This is a genomic window from Pseudomonas marginalis, from assembly GCF_008692035.1.
Lineage (GTDB): Bacteria > Pseudomonadota > Gammaproteobacteria > Pseudomonadales > Pseudomonadaceae > Aquipseudomonas > Aquipseudomonas marginalis.
This window is the reverse complement of record NZ_VTFG01000001.1, coordinates 1,391,170-1,407,055: the sequence shown is the minus strand read 5'-3', so window position 1 is coordinate 1,407,055 and position 15,886 is coordinate 1,391,170. Positions and strand designations below refer to the sequence as shown.

The 15,886-nt window shown below is 62.6% G+C and carries 15 protein-coding genes; 12 read left to right on the top strand and 3 right to left on the bottom strand.

All coding sequences use genetic code 11. From position 1 onward, the window contains the following. Positions 1-298: 298 nt before the first annotated feature. From FX984_RS06160 to FX984_RS06130, 7 genes are all read left to right on the top strand, one after another. On the top strand, positions 299-1,318 hold the full coding sequence (locus FX984_RS06160) for a LacI family DNA-binding transcriptional regulator (RefSeq protein WP_027607242.1): 1,020 nt from the start codon (positions 299-301) through the stop codon (positions 1,316-1,318). Beyond that, complete coding sequence (locus tag FX984_RS06155) at positions 1,302-2,306, top strand: ABC transporter substrate-binding protein (protein WP_146477204.1); 1,005 nt, start codon at positions 1,302-1,304, stop codon at positions 2,304-2,306. The genes FX984_RS06160 and FX984_RS06155 overlap by 17 nt, the downstream gene beginning before the upstream one ends. Continuing rightward, positions 2,307-3,125, top strand: a complete 819-nt coding sequence (locus FX984_RS06150) for an ABC transporter permease (protein WP_053134326.1) — start codon at positions 2,307-2,309, stop codon at positions 3,123-3,125. It begins immediately after the preceding gene. Continuing rightward, positions 3,122-3,916, top strand: a complete 795-nt coding sequence (locus FX984_RS06145) for an ABC transporter permease (RefSeq protein ID WP_098479213.1) — start codon at positions 3,122-3,124, stop codon at positions 3,914-3,916. Before FX984_RS06150 ends, FX984_RS06145 begins: the two co-directional genes overlap by 4 nt. Then, on the top strand, positions 3,913-4,944 hold the full coding sequence (locus FX984_RS06140) for an ABC transporter ATP-binding protein (protein ID WP_146477206.1): 1,032 nt from the start codon (positions 3,913-3,915) through the stop codon (positions 4,942-4,944). The genes FX984_RS06145 and FX984_RS06140 overlap by 4 nt, the downstream gene beginning before the upstream one ends. Before the next feature lie 10 nt (positions 4,945-4,954). Then, on the top strand, positions 4,955-5,788 hold the full coding sequence (locus FX984_RS06135; protein WP_092357686.1) for a phosphodiesterase: 834 nt from the start codon (positions 4,955-4,957) through the stop codon (positions 5,786-5,788). Positions 5,789-5,938: 150 nt separating this feature from the next. Next, positions 5,939-7,258 carry an OprD family porin gene (locus tag FX984_RS06130; RefSeq protein WP_146477209.1) on the top strand — a complete coding sequence of 440 codons (1,320 nt, stop codon included), beginning with the start codon at positions 5,939-5,941 and terminating at the stop codon, positions 7,256-7,258. A 133-nt stretch (positions 7,259-7,391) separates the two neighbouring features. Here FX984_RS06130 and FX984_RS06125 read toward each other — a convergent pair whose 3' ends face one another. Next, positions 7,392-9,035: a sensor domain-containing diguanylate cyclase gene (locus FX984_RS06125; RefSeq protein WP_146477211.1), complete on the bottom strand. Its 1,644-nt coding sequence runs from the start codon at positions 9,033-9,035 to the stop codon at positions 7,392-7,394. A 193-nt stretch (positions 9,036-9,228) separates the two neighbouring features. On the opposite strand from FX984_RS06125, the gene metE reads away from it, so the two are divergent. Further along, positions 9,229-11,517: a 5-methyltetrahydropteroyltriglutamate--homocysteine S-methyltransferase gene (metE, locus tag FX984_RS06120; RefSeq protein WP_146477213.1), complete on the top strand. Its 2,289-nt coding sequence runs from the start codon at positions 9,229-9,231 to the stop codon at positions 11,515-11,517. Between the two features lie 301 nt (positions 11,518-11,818). Here the strand turns inward: metE and FX984_RS06115 are convergent, their stop codons facing one another. Beyond that, positions 11,819-12,973: an acetyltransferase domain-containing protein gene (locus tag FX984_RS06115; protein ID WP_146477215.1), complete on the bottom strand. Its 1,155-nt coding sequence runs from the start codon at positions 12,971-12,973 to the stop codon at positions 11,819-11,821. A gap of 120 nt (positions 12,974-13,093) precedes the next feature. On the opposite strand from FX984_RS06115, the gene FX984_RS06110 reads away from it, so the two are divergent. Together FX984_RS06110 and yfcF are read left to right on the top strand one after the other, a co-directional pair. Continuing rightward, positions 13,094-13,630, top strand: coding sequence for a DUF924 family protein (locus FX984_RS06110; RefSeq protein ID WP_146477217.1), 537 nt, complete (start codon positions 13,094-13,096; stop codon positions 13,628-13,630). A gap of 95 nt (positions 13,631-13,725) precedes the next feature. Next, positions 13,726-14,358, top strand: coding sequence for a glutathione transferase (gene yfcF, locus FX984_RS06105; protein ID WP_146477219.1), 633 nt, complete (start codon positions 13,726-13,728; stop codon positions 14,356-14,358). Here the strand turns inward: yfcF and FX984_RS06100 are convergent. After that, positions 14,333-14,605 (bottom strand): hypothetical protein, encoded by a 273-nt coding sequence (locus tag FX984_RS06100; protein WP_146477221.1) that lies wholly within the window; start codon positions 14,603-14,605, stop codon positions 14,333-14,335. The genes yfcF and FX984_RS06100 overlap by 26 nt on opposite strands. A 132-nt stretch (positions 14,606-14,737) precedes the next feature. Between FX984_RS06100 and FX984_RS06095 the strand changes: the two genes are divergently transcribed. Next, positions 14,738-15,382 (top strand): ATPase, encoded by a 645-nt coding sequence (locus FX984_RS06095; RefSeq protein WP_092357364.1) that lies wholly within the window; start codon positions 14,738-14,740, stop codon positions 15,380-15,382. A gap of 34 nt (positions 15,383-15,416) precedes the next feature. Next, the gene (locus FX984_RS06090; protein WP_027607228.1) at positions 15,417-15,749 is read left to right on the top strand and encodes a YajG family lipoprotein; all 333 of its coding nucleotides are present in this window, start codon (positions 15,417-15,419) and stop codon (positions 15,747-15,749) included. Positions 15,750-15,886 lie beyond the last annotated feature (137 nt).

Below are 15,886 nucleotides of genomic sequence, written 5' to 3'. Positions count from 1 at the left end.
GATCGAATCGAAAGGTTAGTGGGCGGATTTTGCTGCGCCAGCTTTACGATCCTAACCACTGAGTATGACTATCTATGCATCTACACCGCTCTAATGTGGGAGGGGGCTTGCCCCCGATAGCGGTGTATCAGCCAGCCTATTCTTTATTGACCCTCTGCTATCGGGGGCGAGCCCCCTCCCACATTTGGCCCCAGGTACCTCTGCTGCACTGCCATCAAACCGTCATCTCCCCACCACCTTCCTGCCACATTCCGCCGTTACTGTCCTCGCCAATGAGATCGATCTCAAGCGAGTGACCATGACTGATTTGAAAGACGTCGCGCGACTGGCCGGCGTTTCCCGTGCGACCGCCGCCCGCACTTTTGCCTCCCCCGACCAGGTGCGCCCGGCGACCCGTGAGCAGGTGTTCGCCGCCGCCCGTGAGTTGGGCTTTCGGCCCAACCTGCTCGGCCGCCAATTGCGCCTGCAAACCACCCAGTTGATCGGCGTGGTGGTGCCCAACCTGCTCAACCCGGTATTCGCCGAACAGTTCCAGGCCATGGAGCGTGCCGCACGCTTGCGTGGCTACAGCCTGGTGCTGGCGACCACCGACTACAGCAGCGAGCGCGAGTGCATCGTGGTGGAGGAACTGCTGCGCCAGCGCGTCGATGGCCTGGTGCTGACGGTCACCGATGCCGAAAGCAACAGCGTGCTCAGCAGCCTGAATACCGAACGAACGCCGTTCGTGCTGGCCTATCACCAACCGAGCAACCCCAACTACAGCGCCGTGTCGGTGGACAACCGCGCCGGCATGGCCTTGGCCACGCGCTACCTGCTGGAGGCCGGTCATCGACGCATCAGCATGGTCGCCGGCCCCGCCTTGCAGTCCGACCGCGCACGCCTGCGCTATGCCGGTTACTGCGACGCGATGAAGGCATACGGTCTCAAAAGCCGCGCGGTGATCGAAATGCCCGCCCATACCCAGGCCGAATTCGCTGCCATCCAGCCGTACCTCAACGGCCCCGACGCCCCCAGCGCTCTGGTGTGTTCCAACGATTTCCTCGCGATCAGCCTGATCGCCGAGCTGCGCCGCAACGCCTGGAATGTGCCCGGGCAACTGTCGGTGATGGGCTTTGACGGCATCGCCCTCGGCACCCAGATGCACCCGACCCTGTGCAGCGTGGTGCAGCCCATCGCGCTGCTGGCCAGCACGGTGATTGACCAACTGCTGGCGCAGATCGCCGGCAACGATCCCATTTCCCATTGCCTGCCTTGCCATATCCGGCCGGGCGAAAGTACCCAACCCTTTGAGGAGTCCCTTGATGCGCGCATTCAGTAAAACCCTGGCCGCCGTGCTGCTCTGCGGCGTGGCCAGCCTGGCCCAGGCCGCCGAAACGGCTATTTGCTACAACTGCCCGCCGGACTGGGCCGACTGGGGCACCCAGCTCAAGGCCATCGCTGCCGACACGGGGGTGCAGGTGCCGCTGGACAACAAGAACTCCGGCCAGTCCCTGGCGCAACTGGTGGCCGAAAAGGCCGCGCCCGTCGCCGACGTGGTCTACTACGGCGTGACCTTCGGCTTGCAGGCGCAAAAGGCCGGCGTGGTCGAGGGTTACAAGCCCAAGGGCTGGGAACAGATCCCCGCCGGGTTGAAAGACCCCGCCGGCCAGTGGTTTGCGATCCACTCCGGCACCCTGGGCATCATGGTCAACGTCGATGCATTGGGCGGCCTGCCGGTGCCGCAAAGCTGGGCCGACCTGCTCAAGCCGCAATACAAAGGCATGGTCGGCTACCTGGACCCGTCCAGCGCCTTCGTCGGCTACGTCTCTGCCGTGGCGATCAACCGCGCAATGGGCGGCGACCTGGACAACTTCGCCCCGGCCATCGACTACTTCCAGAAGCTGGCGAAAAACGCCCCCATCGTGCCCAAGCAGACCGCCTATGCGCGGGTGCTGTCCGGCGAGTTGCCGATCCTGGTGGACTACGACTTCAACGCCTACCGCGCCCGCTACAAAGACAACGCCAACGTCGCCTTCGTGATCCCCAAGGAAGGCAGCATCAGCGTGCCCTATGTGATGAGCCTGGTGGCCAACGCGCCGCACCGCGCCAATGGCGAGAAGGTGCTGGACTTCGTATTGTCGGACCAAGGCCAGGCCCTCTGGGCCAAGGCTTACTTGCGCCCGGTGCACCCGGTGACCATGCCGGCCGACGTCGCCGCGCAGTTCCTGCCCGACAGCGATTACGCCCGCGCCGGTGTGGTGGACTATCAGAAAATGGCCGCTGTGCAGGAAGCCTTCGCCGCCCGTTACCTGAACGAGGTCAAGTAAGTGGCTGCATCGGCAAAACAAGCGGCCTGGGCGCTGGCCCCGGCCTTTGCGGTGCTGTTCGCGTTCTGGCTGTTGCCGCTGGCGCACTTGATGGTGCTCGGCGCCGACAGCCGCGACAGCCACGGCAGCGGCTATTGGCAGGTGCTCAGCAGCGCGCAGTACCTGGGCAGCCTGGCGCAGACCTGCGTGCTGGCGATCGTGGTGACGTTCACCGCGTTGTTGATCGGTGGCATCAGTGGGGTGTTCCTCGCGCGCCAGCAGTTTTTCGGGCGCTCGGCGTTGGTGGCGTTGCTCACGTTTCCCCTGGCGTTTCCCGGGGTGGTGGTGGGCTTCCTGGTGATCCTGCTGGCCGGGCGCCAGGGGCTGCTGGCGTCCCTGGGCCTGCAATTGGCCGGTGAGCGCTGGATCTTTGCCTACTCCCTGGCCGGGCTGTTTGTCGGCTACCTGTACTTCTCGATTCCGCGGGTGATCCTCACGGTGATGGCCGCGTGCGAAAGCCTCGACCGCAGCCTGGAAGAAGCCGCGCACTCGCTGGGAGCAGGGCACTGGCGGGTGGTCTGCGACGTGATCGTGCCGGGCCTGGCGCCGGCGTTGGCGTCCTGCGGCGCGATCTGCTTCGCCACGTCCATGGGCGCCTTCGGCACCGCGTTCACCTTGGGCACGCGCCTGAATGTGACCCCGGTGGCGATCTACAACGTGTTCACCAACTACGCCAACTTTGCCGTCGCCGCCGCGTTGTCGGTGGTGCTCGGCGCGGTGACCTGGGCGGTGCTGTTGCTCACGCGACGCCTGGTGAAAAATGCGGGGACGGTCTTGTGAAACGCTCATCGCTGTTTGTGATGCAACTGCTGTTCACCTTGCTGGTGTGCGCGTTCATGTTGGTGCCGGTGCTGATGTCGTTGCTGGCCGGGTTGACGCGCAATTTTTTCGTCGGCCTGTCCAGCGGCCTGACCTTCGACTGGTTGATCCAGGTCTGGCAGGCCTATTCGCCCACCGTATGGCTGTCCTTGCAATTGGCCCTGGCGTGCGCGGTGTGTGTCTGCGTGATCGGCGTGCCGGCGGCCTATGCGCTGGTGCGCATGAACAACCGCTTCAGCCGTGCCTTCGAAGAACTGATGGTGCTGCCGGTGGCGATGCCGGGGCTGGCCAGTGCGCTGGCGTTGCTGCTCACCTATGGCCAGTTCGGCACGTTTCGCAGCAGCTGGTTGTTCATCCTGGTCGGCCATGTGTTGTTCACCTTGCCGTTCCTGGTACGTCCGGTGATGGCGGTGATGCAACGCCAGCAACTGCCAGTGCTGGAAGAGGCGGCGGCCAGCCTGGGCGCCGGGCCGGTCAAGCGCTTTTTCAGCGTGGTGGTGCCCAACTGCCGGGCGGGGATTCTGGCCGGCGTGCTGATGGTGGTGACCTTGTCGTTGGGCGAATTCAACCTGACCTGGATGCTCCACACGCCGATGACCAAGACATTGCCCGTGGGCCTGGCCGACAGCTACGCCTCGGCGCGCCTGGAAATCGCCAGCGCCTACACCCTTATCTTTTTGCTGATGATCGTGCCGCTGCTGATTGCGTTACAGGCCATCAGCGCTCGTTTGTCCCGTGGAGAGCGTCGATGACCGCTATCACTATCCGCCTGCAGGGCTGTCGCAAGGCATTCGCCGACGGCACCGTGGCTGTGCATGACCTGAACCTGACCGTCGAAGGCGGTGAAACCCTGGCGATCCTCGGCCCGTCCGGCTGCGGCAAGACCACCACCTTGCGCCTGATTGCCGGCCTGGAACGCCCGGATGTGGGCCAGGTTTTTTTCGGCAGCGACGACGTCACCCGCCTGCCCATCGAGCGCCGCGACGTGGGCATGGTGTTCCAGAACTACGCGCTGTTTCCCAACCTCGATGTGGCCGGCAATATCGTCTACGGCTTGAAGATTCGCGGCATGGCAGCTCTGGAGCGCAACAAGCGCTGCGAGGAACTGCTGGAACTGGTGGGCCTGCAACAGCATGGCAAGCGCAGCATCCACGAATTGTCCGGTGGTCAACGTCAACGGGTGGCCCTGGCCCGTGCCCTGGCGCCGCGCCCTAAAGTGCTGTTGCTGGATGAACCGCTGGCGGCCCTGGATGCGCAATTGCGCGAGCGCCTGCGCAGCGAGCTGAATGAACTGCTGCGCGGCCTCGCTATCACCTCGGTATTTGTCACCCACGACCAGGGCGAAGCCATGGCCCTGGGCGATCGTATCCTGGTGATGGAGCACGGCCGCGTCGCGCAACTGGCCAGCCCACGGGAGATCTACCAAACGCCGGCGAATGCGTTCGTCGCCGGTTTTGTCGGCAACCTCAATGCCTTTGCCGTCACCTCGCGAACAACCCATGGCCTGGAAGTCTGCGGCGGCGAGTTGCCGTGGCAGGCCGCCGACGTGCCCAACACGGTGTACTGCCGCCCCGAACACCTGCGGGTGATGGAGAGCGAAGGGCACTTGCACGGCCATCTAGTGGCGCAGTTTTTCCAGGGCGCCCAAAGCCGCCTGCTGGTGGACGTGGGCGGCCCGCAACCGCTGCTGGTGGACAGCAGCGACAACCACCTGTACGCCGTCGGCGCGCCGATTGCCCTGGCGATTGCGCCGCACATGTTGTTCACCCTGAATGCGTGAGAGTTTGCTTGTGAATCGTCCGTTTCTTGTTGCGCAAATCAGCGACCTGCACCTTAAAGCCGGCCAGCGCCTGACGTATGGGGTGGTGGATACCCTGGGCGCGCTGCGCCGTGCCGTCGACCATTTGAACGCCAGCCACCCACGGCCCGATATTGTGGTGATCAGCGGTGACCTGGTGGACTTCGGCCGCGCCGATGAATACGCCGTGCTGCACCCCGAACTCGCGCGCCTGCACATGCCGTGCTACCTGGTGCCCGGCAACCACGACACACGCGGGCCGTTGCTCGAGGCATTCCGTGATCACGCCTACTTGCCTTTGTCGGCAGAGGGGCCGTTGGACTGGGTGGTGGACGAGCATCCGCTGCGTTTGATCGGCCTGGACTCGACTATCCCGGGTGGGCACGGCGGCCAGCTGCTGGACAGCCAATTGCACTGGTTGGACGCGCAACTGGCACGACGCCCGGACGCGCCGACGTTGCTGATCCTGCACCATCCACCGTTTATCAGCGGCATCGGCCATATGGACCGCGAACCCTTTATCAACGCTGCGGCGCTGGAAGCGGTTGTGTCTCGCCACTCGCAAGTGGAACGCCTGCTGTGCGGGCACCTGCACCGACCGATGCAACGACGCTTTGGCGGCAGCCTGAGTTGTGTGTGCCCCGGTACTTCCCATCAGATTGTGCTGGACCTGCAGGACGCCGCGCCCGCGCATTTCAACCTGGAACCGGCGGGGTATCTGTTGCATCGCTGGGATGCGCAACAGGGCCTGATCAGCCACAACGGCGTGTTCGGGGATTACCCGGGGCCGTACCCGTTTTATGACGCTCATGGATTGATTGACTGAGGTTTACGGAGGTTTCACTTCACTCAACTCGCTAACAACTAAGCAACTGAATAACCGTTAACGCCGCGGCCAACGTCACGTTTGGCCGACGGCATCCTGCTGCCCATTTTTTGCGCCCGGAACCTGGATTCCGCGCCGGAGTTCGTCCTGATGAAAGCCACGTTGAATGTATTAAGTGTATTGACCGGCGGCCTGGGCATTGCCCTGAGCCCCTTGGCGTCCGCTGACTTTTTGAGCGACAGCAAAGCCAACTTGAGCATGCGTAACTTTTACTTCAATAACGACAACCGCGACGGCAAGGCGGCACCGTCGAAGACCGAAGAGTGGGGCCAGGCCTTTATCCTCAACTACCAGTCGGGCTTTACCGACGGCACCGTCGGCTTTGGCCTGGACGCCATCGGCATGCTCGGCGTGACCCTCGACAGCAGCGCCGCGCGCCATGTCGGCAGCTCGATGATCCCCACCGAAGACGGCAAGGCCACGGATAACTGGGCCCGTGGTGGCGCGACGGCCAAGGCACGCTTTGCCAAGACCGAAGCGCGCTACGGCTACCTGCGCCCGAACCTGCCGATCCTGGTGAGCAACGACGGCCGCCTGTTGCCGCAGTCGTTCGAAGGCGGGCAGGTCACCAGCAAGGACATCGACAACCTGACCCTGGTCGGCGGCCAGCTTGAGCACACCACCGGTCGCGGTTCCAGCGACCGCAGTGGCCTGGCAGCGGCGGGCGGTACCCAGGAAAGCAATAAATTCACCTACGCCGGTGCGGACTACCAGCTGACCAAGGACCTGATGGTCCAGTACTACTACGCCAACCTCGAAGACTATTACCAACAACACTTCGCCGGGTTGATCCACGTATTGCCGTTGGGCGAATACGGCTCATTGAAAACCGACCTGCGCTACTTCAAGACCAGCTCCGACGGTAAAAACAGCAGCGCCGCCGGCCGTGCCGAAGGCTACAAGCTGGGCGGCTATACCAAGAACGGCAACGGTGAAATCGACAACAACACCTGGAGCGCCGCGTTCATCTACTCCCTCGGCCCGCACGCGATCACTGCCGGTTACCAGCAAGTCTCGGACGACAGCAACTTCGCCCAACTCAACCAGGGCGGCCTGGTGAACAAAGGCGAGGGCGGTGCCAGCCTGTACCTCTACACCGACCGTACCGTACAGACCTTCATCCAGGCCGGCGAACGCACCGCCTTTGCCCAGTACGCCTACGACTTCGCATCGCTGGGTGTGCCCGGGCTGAAGGCCTCGGTCATGTACCTCAAGGGCGACCACATCCTCACCACCAGCGGCAACGACGCCAGCGAGTGGGAACGGGACATCTCGCTGGATTACGTGGTGCAGAGCGGCACATTCAAGAACGTCGGGTTCGGCTGGCGTAACGGCGTGTCGCGCAGTGAAGTGGCACGGGACCAGGACCAGAATCGGGTGTTTGTGAGTTATTCGATTCCGTTGATGTAGTACCGCTGAGCCCCTCACCTCTGTAGGAGCGAGCTTGCTCGCGAAAAACGTCAACGATAACGCGCCTTTCCAGAATGCCAGCGGTGTCCTTGTGTTCTTCGCGAGCAAGCTCGCTCCTACAGGGGGGGCTTGCTCACGCCACCCGGTTCCTGCCCGCGCCCTTGGCCTCATACAAGCGCATGTCCGCGCGCTTGAGCAATGCCAGGGAGTCGCGGTCAGAAGGCTCTGCCACGCCCACGCCGATACTCACCGTGACCTGGCTCACGGTCGGGAACTTCGCGGCCGCCACGGCCGCGCGGATTTTTTCGGCGACCACGTCGGGGCTGTCCGGCTCTTCGACTTCCGGCAGCAGCACGGCGAATTCTTCCCCTCCATAACGCGCGACGAAGTCGGTGGCGCGCGTGGTGTTTTCTATCAGTGCCGCGAGTTGGCACAGCACATCATCGCCAACGGCGTGGCCGTAGGTGTCGTTGACGCGCTTGAAATAGTCGGCGTCGATCAGCAGCAGGGCGAAGGTGCGACCGGTACGTTGGAACAGCAGGCTGTTCTCGGCGAGTTTTTCGTCGAAGCGGCGCCGGTTGAACACCCCGGTGAGGGCGTCGTGGGTGGCCAGCTTGAGCAGGTCGGCGTTGGCCTGGGTGAGGTCGGCGGTGCGTTGCGCCACGGTGGCTTCCAGGGAGGCGTTGGCGTCTTGCAGTTCACGTTCCTTGGCAAGCAGCGATTGCGTCATGCCGGTGAGCGATTGCCCCAGTTGGGCAATCTCCAGCACCGGGTGTTCCTGGGGAAAGACCGCGCCGGGCTGATGGTCCTGCACCTGTTTGGCGGACTTGGCCAGGCGTTCGATGGGACGGCTGAGGGAGGAGGCGAGGTAATACGCGGCCACGATAAAGATGATCGCTGCGAGCAGGCCGAGCACCAGTAATTTGTACAGCAGGCTGCGCGCCGGTTGCAGGGCTACGTCCAACGGCTGGCGCACCATGATGTACCAGCTCACCCGCGCGTTGGACGGGCTGGGGACGGCGACCGAGGCGGTGACGTAGCCGTTGTCGGTGAACCAGCCGGTTGGCGTGACCAGCTTGTCTTTAGGCATTTGCTCACCGGCGAGGGCTTCGGGGTAAAGCACCTTGCCATCGAAGTCGACAATCAAGGCCTCGATATCGGGGAGGGCGTCTTTTTGCGTCACGGCGGACGCGACGATCTGCGTCACCCAGCGCCAGTGGGCATGGGCGCCCAGCACGCCGATCGTCTCGCCACGGGCATTGTGAATCGGCGCGGCAAAGTCGATAAAGCGCAGCGGCTCGCCATTCGCCGCGCCTGGCAGCAGTTTGGCCAGCAACACCGCCTCGTGGGGATCGCCGGTGTACTCGCCGCGCAGGCCGGCCTGGAACCAGGGGCGTTGCTGCACCGATTGGTTGACCAGCAGCCCATTGACCGCCTGGCGCACACGCCCGTCGGCGTCGGCAACCCCCATCCACGCGTACTCGGCGCGCGATTGGGTGCGCAGTTCCATCAAGGCCAGGATGTCCGGCGCATCCAGGTCGCCACGGCGAAACAGCGGGGCCTTGCTGAGCAAGGACACTTCCAACTGCCGTTCGCGCAATTGCACGGCCAGCAGCGCCGCCGTCGAGCGCGCAGTGCTCAACAGCGTATTGGCACTGGCCTGTTTCATCTGCTCGGTGGCGATATGCCCCACATAGAAACCCACGCTCAACAAAATGAGCAGCGACAACCCGGCAAACCACAGGGTGAGGTGACTACGCAGGCTGGCTTTGATCATGGGTGCTCATTTGAATGGTTGTTTGGGGCCATGGTATGCGTAATAGAGGAGACGCGACCAGCAATGGGTTGATCTATTCACTGCTGGTAACATGAGCAGATCTTTTGATCATCTGGAATAAAATGAGTTTGTCTCACTATGCTCGTGTGCCGACAATGGCTGCCATTGAATACCTACAGTGGAGTTGTAAGTCATGGCAGTCGCTCATTCCCTCGGATTTCCGCGCATTGGACGCGATCGTGAACTGAAAAAAGCGCAGGAAGCGTTCTGGAGGGGCGAGTTGGACGAAGCTGGCTTGCGTGCCGTCGGCCGCGAACTGCGCAAGGCCCATTGGGACCTGCAAAAGCAGGCCGGTATCGAGTTGCTGCCCGCCGGTGATTTTGCCTGGTACGACCAGGTGCTGACCCACTCGCTGATGTTCGGTGTGATCCCCGAGCGTTTTCGTCCGGCCGATGGCCAGGCCACCCTCGACACCCTGTTCGGCATGGCCCGTGGCGTCAGCGACAGCTGCTGCGGCGGTGCCCATGCCCAGGAAATGACCAAGTGGTTCGATACCAACTACCACTACCTGGTGCCTGAATTCAGTGCCGACCAGCAATTCCACCTGGGGTGGGAGCAGTTGTTCGAAGAAGTTAAGGAAGCCCTCGACCTGGGTCACACCGTCAAGCCGGTGGTGATCGGCCCGCTGACCTACCTGTGGCTGGGCAAGGCCAAGGGTGGTGACTTCGACAAGCTCGACCTGCTTGAGCGCCTGCTGCCGTTGTACGGCCAGATCTTCCAGCGCCTGGCCGACCTCGGCGTGGAATGGGTGCAGATCGACGAGCCGATCCTGGTCCTCGACCTGCCGCAGGAATGGAAGAACGCGTTCGAGCGTGCCTACAACCTGATCCAGCGTGACCCGCTGAAAAAGCTGGTGGCGACCTACTTCGGCGGCCTGGAAGAGAACCTCGGCCTTGCCGCGAACCTGCCGGTGGATGGCCTGCACATCGACCTGGTGCGCGCGCCGGAGCAGTATCCGACCATCCTCGACCGCCTGCCGGCTTATAAAGTGCTGTCCCTGGGCGTGGTCAACGGCCGTAACGTCTGGCGTTGCGACCTGGAAAACGCCCTGGCCACCTTGCAGCACGCCCATGAAAAACTCGGTGATCGCCTGTGGGTGGCGCCATCCTGCTCGCTGCTGCACAGCCCGGTGGACCTGGGCCGTGAAGACCAGTTGGATGCGGAGCTGAAAAGCTGGCTGGCGTTCGCTGTGCAGAAGTGCGCCGAAGTGGCGGTGCTGGCGCAAGCCGTCAACCAGCCTGAAGCGCCCAACGTCCTCGCTGCCCTGGCCGAAAGCCGCGCCGTGCAGGCTGCCCGCGCTGCCTCGCCGCGTATCCACAAGCCTGCGGTACAGGCGCGTGTGGCAGCGATTACCCGCCAGGACAGCCAGCGCCAGTCGCCGTTTACCCAGCGCATCGAGAAACAACGTGCGGGCCTTAACCTGCCGCTGTTCCCGACCACCACCATCGGTTCGTTCCCGCAGACCGCGTCGATCCGCCTGGCGCGCCAGTCGTACAAGGCTGGAAAGTTGAGCGAAGCCGAATACGTCGAAGCCATGCACAGCGAGATTCGTCACGCCGTCGAGGTGCAGGAAAACCTCGGCCTGGACGTGCTGGTGCACGGTGAAGCCGAGCGTAACGACATGGTCGAGTACTTCGCCGAGCAACTGGATGGCTATGTATTTACCCGCTTCGGCTGGGTGCAGAGCTACGGTTCGCGTTGCGTGAAACCGGCGGTGATCTTCGGCGACCTGAGCCGCCCGAAGGCGATGACGGTGGAGTGGATCCGCTATGCCCAGGGCCTGACCGGCAAGGTGATGAAGGGCATGCTGACCGGCCCTGTGACCATGCTGATGTGGTCGTTCCCGCGCGAAGACGTGAGCCGCGAAGTGCAGGCCCGCCAACTGGCCCTGGCGATTCGCGACGAAGTGGTCGACCTGGAAGCCGCCGGCATCCAGATCGTGCAGATCGACGAAGCCGCGTTCCGCGAAGGCTTGCCGTTGCGCCAGGCGCACTGGCAGGGGTACCTGGACTGGGCCACCGAAGTGTTCCGTCTGTGCGCCTCGGGCGTGCGGGATGAAACCCAGATCCATACGCACATGTGCTACAGCGAGTTCAACGATGTGATCGAGTCCATCGCGGCCATGGATGCCGACGTGATCACCATCGAGACCTCACGCTCTGACATGGAACTGCTGGACGCGTTCGAAGCTTTCGCGTACCCCAATGACATTGGCCCAGGCGTCTACGATATCCACTCTCCACGGGTACCGGATGCCTCGGAAATGGCCAACCTTCTGCGCAAGGCTGCAAAGCGGATTCCTGCCCAGCGCCTGTGGGTGAACCCGGATTGCGGGTTGAAGACGCGGGGGTGGCCGGAGACGGAGGCGGCGTTGATTCATATGGTCACCGCAGCTCGCCAGCTACGGGCTGAGTTGGCTTGATATCGTAAAAAATGTGGGAGGGGGCTTGCCCCCGATAGCCATGGGTATCTACACAACTGTTCAGCCTCTGACAAATCTCCCTGTGGTGAGCGGGCTTGTCCCGCGTTGGGCTGCGCAGCAGCCCCAGTAAAGCAGAATGCGGTGTATCAGAAACTCCATAGCGGCTGTTTTGGGGCCGCTACGCGGCCCAACGCGGGACAAGCCCGCTCGCCACAGGGGAACTCGCCAGTCTCTGAAAATTGTGTAGATACCTATGCCACGATGAGTATGGGCGAGCTCCCACATTTGGATCCGTTTCAGGTCAGAGGTATTTGAGCCACGCCAGGTCGCGGCGGCGGGCCTTGAGCCCGGCGAACCAGCGCACCGGCGGGTAGAGCGCCAGGGGTAATACCAGCGCCATCAGCCACACCGCGCCCATGCTGTCGAAGCCGAAGTAGTTGCCCTGGTTCAGGCCAAGCAGCGCGACACAGGCGACATACAGCACTTTCAGCACATACAGGTGCAGCAGGTAAAAGAACATCGGCACGGACCCAAACACCGCCAACACGCCGATCCAGCGTCGATGCCCCGCGCGTTCAAACGCCAGCAACAGCAACAGCCCAATCCCCAGGGTCAACGCCAGGAACAGCAGCGAAGGCGGGTACTTGGTGACATTGAAAAAGCTCATCAGCGTCTGCACGCCGCTGTCATACGCCTGCCAGGGTTTCTCGCCGTAGCCATTGAGCCCACGCAACAGCACGAACCCCAGCAACGCACTCACACCGCCGCGCAGCAAATACCGCTGGCGCACGGCAGGCAGCGTGGCATTGGCAAACCACGGTCCCAGGCCGTAACCCAGGGCAATCACGCCGATCCACGGCAGTATCGGGTAGGTCGTGCGCAGGCGCAGGCTGTCGGACACGTCAATCCAATTGCGTTCATGCAGGATCGTCCACGGAATATGCAGCGCCGAGCCTGGGTCGAAGTGCAGGCCATCCAGCAGGTTGTGCCCGCCGATGATCACCAGCGCCAGCACGATCAACAGCGGGCGCGGCAACCACACCAGGGCGGCGAGGGCGAGCATGCTGATGCCAATCGCCCAGATCACCTGCAGATAGATCACGCTGGGCGGCAACTGGAAGGTCCAGGCGAAGTTGACCAGGGTGAGCTCCAGCACCACCAGGAACAACCCGCGCTTGAACAGGAACGCCGACACATCGCGGCGGCCCTGGTATTTCTGGCCGTATAAAAACGCGGATAACCCCGTGAGCAACACAAACACCGGCGCGCACAGGTGGGCGAGGGTGCGGCTGATAAACAACGCGGGCTCGGTACTGTCGATGCTCATCGGGTCGCTGACCTGGCGATGCAGCAGGAAGGTCTCGCGTACGTGGTCGAGCAGCATGAACAGGATCACCAGGCCGCGCAGGGCGTCGATGGAGAGCAGGCGTTGGCGCAGGGGAACGGCATCGGTCATGGGCGGGATCACAGGGCAGGGCGGAAAATTGGCGTTATCCTATAACATTAATCGACGCGTTGCCCTCCATTGATCTCGCTTCTGATACCTTCAGTGAACTCACACCCGGAGACCCTGAGCATGAGCACCCCTCAAACCGTCATCGACTTCTGGCAGCACGCCGGCCCCAAGCGCTGGTTCGCCAAGGACGATGGGTTCGACGCCACCTTCCGCGAGACCTTCCACGCCACCCACCTGCAAGCCGCCCGGCGTGAGCTGGAAAGCTGGCTGGATTCAGCCGAAGGCGCCTTGGCCTTGCTGATCCTGCTCGACCAATACCCACGCAACGCCTTTCGCGGCACCGCGCACATGTTCGCCACCGACCCGCTCGCGCGCCTGTATGCCCAGCGCATGGTGGACGCCGGGCTCGACCAGCAGGTTGAGCCGGCATTGCGGGCGTTCTGTTATTTGCCGTTCGAGCACTCGGAAGACCCAAAAGACCAGCAACGCTCCCTGACCCTCAACCAGCAGCTGGATGCCAACACTTACCGCTGGGCCAAGGAGCACGCGCAGATCATCGAGCGCTTCGGGCGCTTTCCCCATCGCAATGCGGTGCTGGCCAGGGTCACCACGGATGAAGAGCGCGCCTTTCTGGACAAGGGCGGGTTTGCCGGTTAACCCGCTATTCCGCCCGGGAATGCCCCCATAAAAAACGCGCATTGTCTTTCTTGGCGCGCATCTCGTAGCGTAGGGCTTCACCCAAGGAGCCCGTCATGAACCAACCCCCGTTGCGCCTCTACGTTGATTCGCTCTACACCAGCCCGTACGCGATGTCGGTGTTCGTTACCCTGCGGGAAAAAGGCCTGGCCTTCGACCTGGTCACCCTGGACCTGGACACCGCGCAGAACCAGACGGCCGACTTTGCCCAGCTATCCGTGACCCAGCGCGTGCCGACCCTGTTGGAAGGCGATTTTGCCTTGTCGGAATCCTCCGCGATTACCGAATACCTGGACCAGGCCTACCCCGAGACCAGCGTGTATCCGGCCGACCCCAAACAGCGGGCGAGGGCACGACAGGTGCAGGCGTGGTTGCGCAGTGATTTGCTGCCGATTCGCCAGGAGCGTTCGACCCTGGTGGTGTTTTATGGGCAGAAAATGCCGCCGTTGTCAGCCGACGCCCAAGGGGCAGCCCTGCGCTTGATCAGTGCGGCGCAGGTGCTGCTGGCGGGCAACCCTTCGTACTTGTTCGGTGAGTGGTGCATTGCTGACGTGGACCTGGCGGTGATGCTCAATCGTCTGATTCTCAACGGCGACAGCGTACCTGCCGAGTTGGTGGCTTATGCGCAGCGCCAGTGGCGCCGGCCGTCCGTGCAGGCGTGGGTCAACCTGCAACGTCCTGCGCTGTAGCGCCGGCCGTCATTTGCATGACGCGCCGGTCCAGGTCTTCCCAATCGGCCATGCCCAGCACCCGCGTGGTGTTCAAGCCACGCAGGTAGCCGCGCAACTGCTGGGCACTGGCGTGCACCTGTTCGGCCTCCGACGCCTCATCCAGCAGTACCTGTTCATACTCGACCAGGTAATCGGCGACCCGCTCGCGAAACTCCGGCAAGACGGCTTCGCGGATACGGTCGAAGGTTTTCTGGTGGGGCTTCATGGCGTGGTCCTTATAGGTTTTATGTGAGCACTATCGGTTCAGATAATAGTCACCATCATGCAACGCAAGTTCTGTTTTTTCAGGAAAAGCGCAAAATCGCCTGCATCGAGACGCTGTTCAAGGAAATGCGCGATGAGGACGTTGATTCAGCTGGGTTTAATGATGCTGATGCTGGGCACTGTGATCGTCAATAACGCAGCGATCGCTGATGAATTGCGTGCAGGCCATTTGCTACCTATCGTCGGTAGCGTAGACTCCCTGCAGCATGCGCAATCGGTGGGGGTGTTGTTAAGCGATAACACCCGCGACAACCTCAGCTACCTTGAACGCTACCACGACATGGCCTTGAATGGCGCCAGGGATGCCCTTGACGCAGGTATCCGCGAGGCGTTCGTCAACAGCTCCGACCCGGAACTGGCCATTGATTGGTTGATCAGCTCGCTGCAGGGAACCTTTTTGTCGGTGACGGTCTACGACAACCTGGATGCCCTGGTGCAGGCTCGCCCCGATGTGGTGGTGATGCTCGATACCCATAACCAATTGCTGACCCAGCGCAACGATCAGGTCGAAGCGCGTTTTATCGCACGGTTTTATGACGCGAGCCTGCAATACATCGCCAAGGCCGAAGGCTCGGTGCACAGGCAGGTGCCCTCGGTGTGGGTGCACGACAAGGCCGCACCGGAGATTGCCGCGCGGATCGAACAGCAGCGGGATGTGCAGCTCGATGCGTTGAAGCAGTTCGATGCCTCGCTCAAGGCGCTGGTTCGCGCGGGTTGATGTGAACCTTTATTTTTAGACTCAGGATTTTTTCATGCGCTCTTTTTTCGTACCGGTCGCGGCCCTGTTGCTGGCCGGTTGTGTTTCCGCTCCCAATAATCCGACCTTGACCCTGCAAACCGGCAAGAGCCCGGATGACTATGTGCAATGCCTGCTTCCCAAGCTGGAAAAGCACGGCATCACGTCGACGGTGACCCAGAACTCGCGCCACGCCAAGCTGGTGTTGACCAGCAAGATTGCCGCCGATGACGTGCTGGAGGTCTACAAGGCGGGGGACGGCGGCAAGGTGTTTTTGTACGAGCGCAAGCCGCTGGCGTCGACCATTACGCCGTCGCGGCTTGAACAGGTGGCGCAGGACTGCAGATAACCCATGTGGGAGGGAGCAAGCCCCAATGCCGATCAGTTAAGGGACAGAACGGGCAACCCGTCACCTGTGGCGAGCGGGCTTGCCCGCGTTGGGCTGCGAAGCAGCCCCAAAACATGGCCCCGGAGCTGTCTGGCACA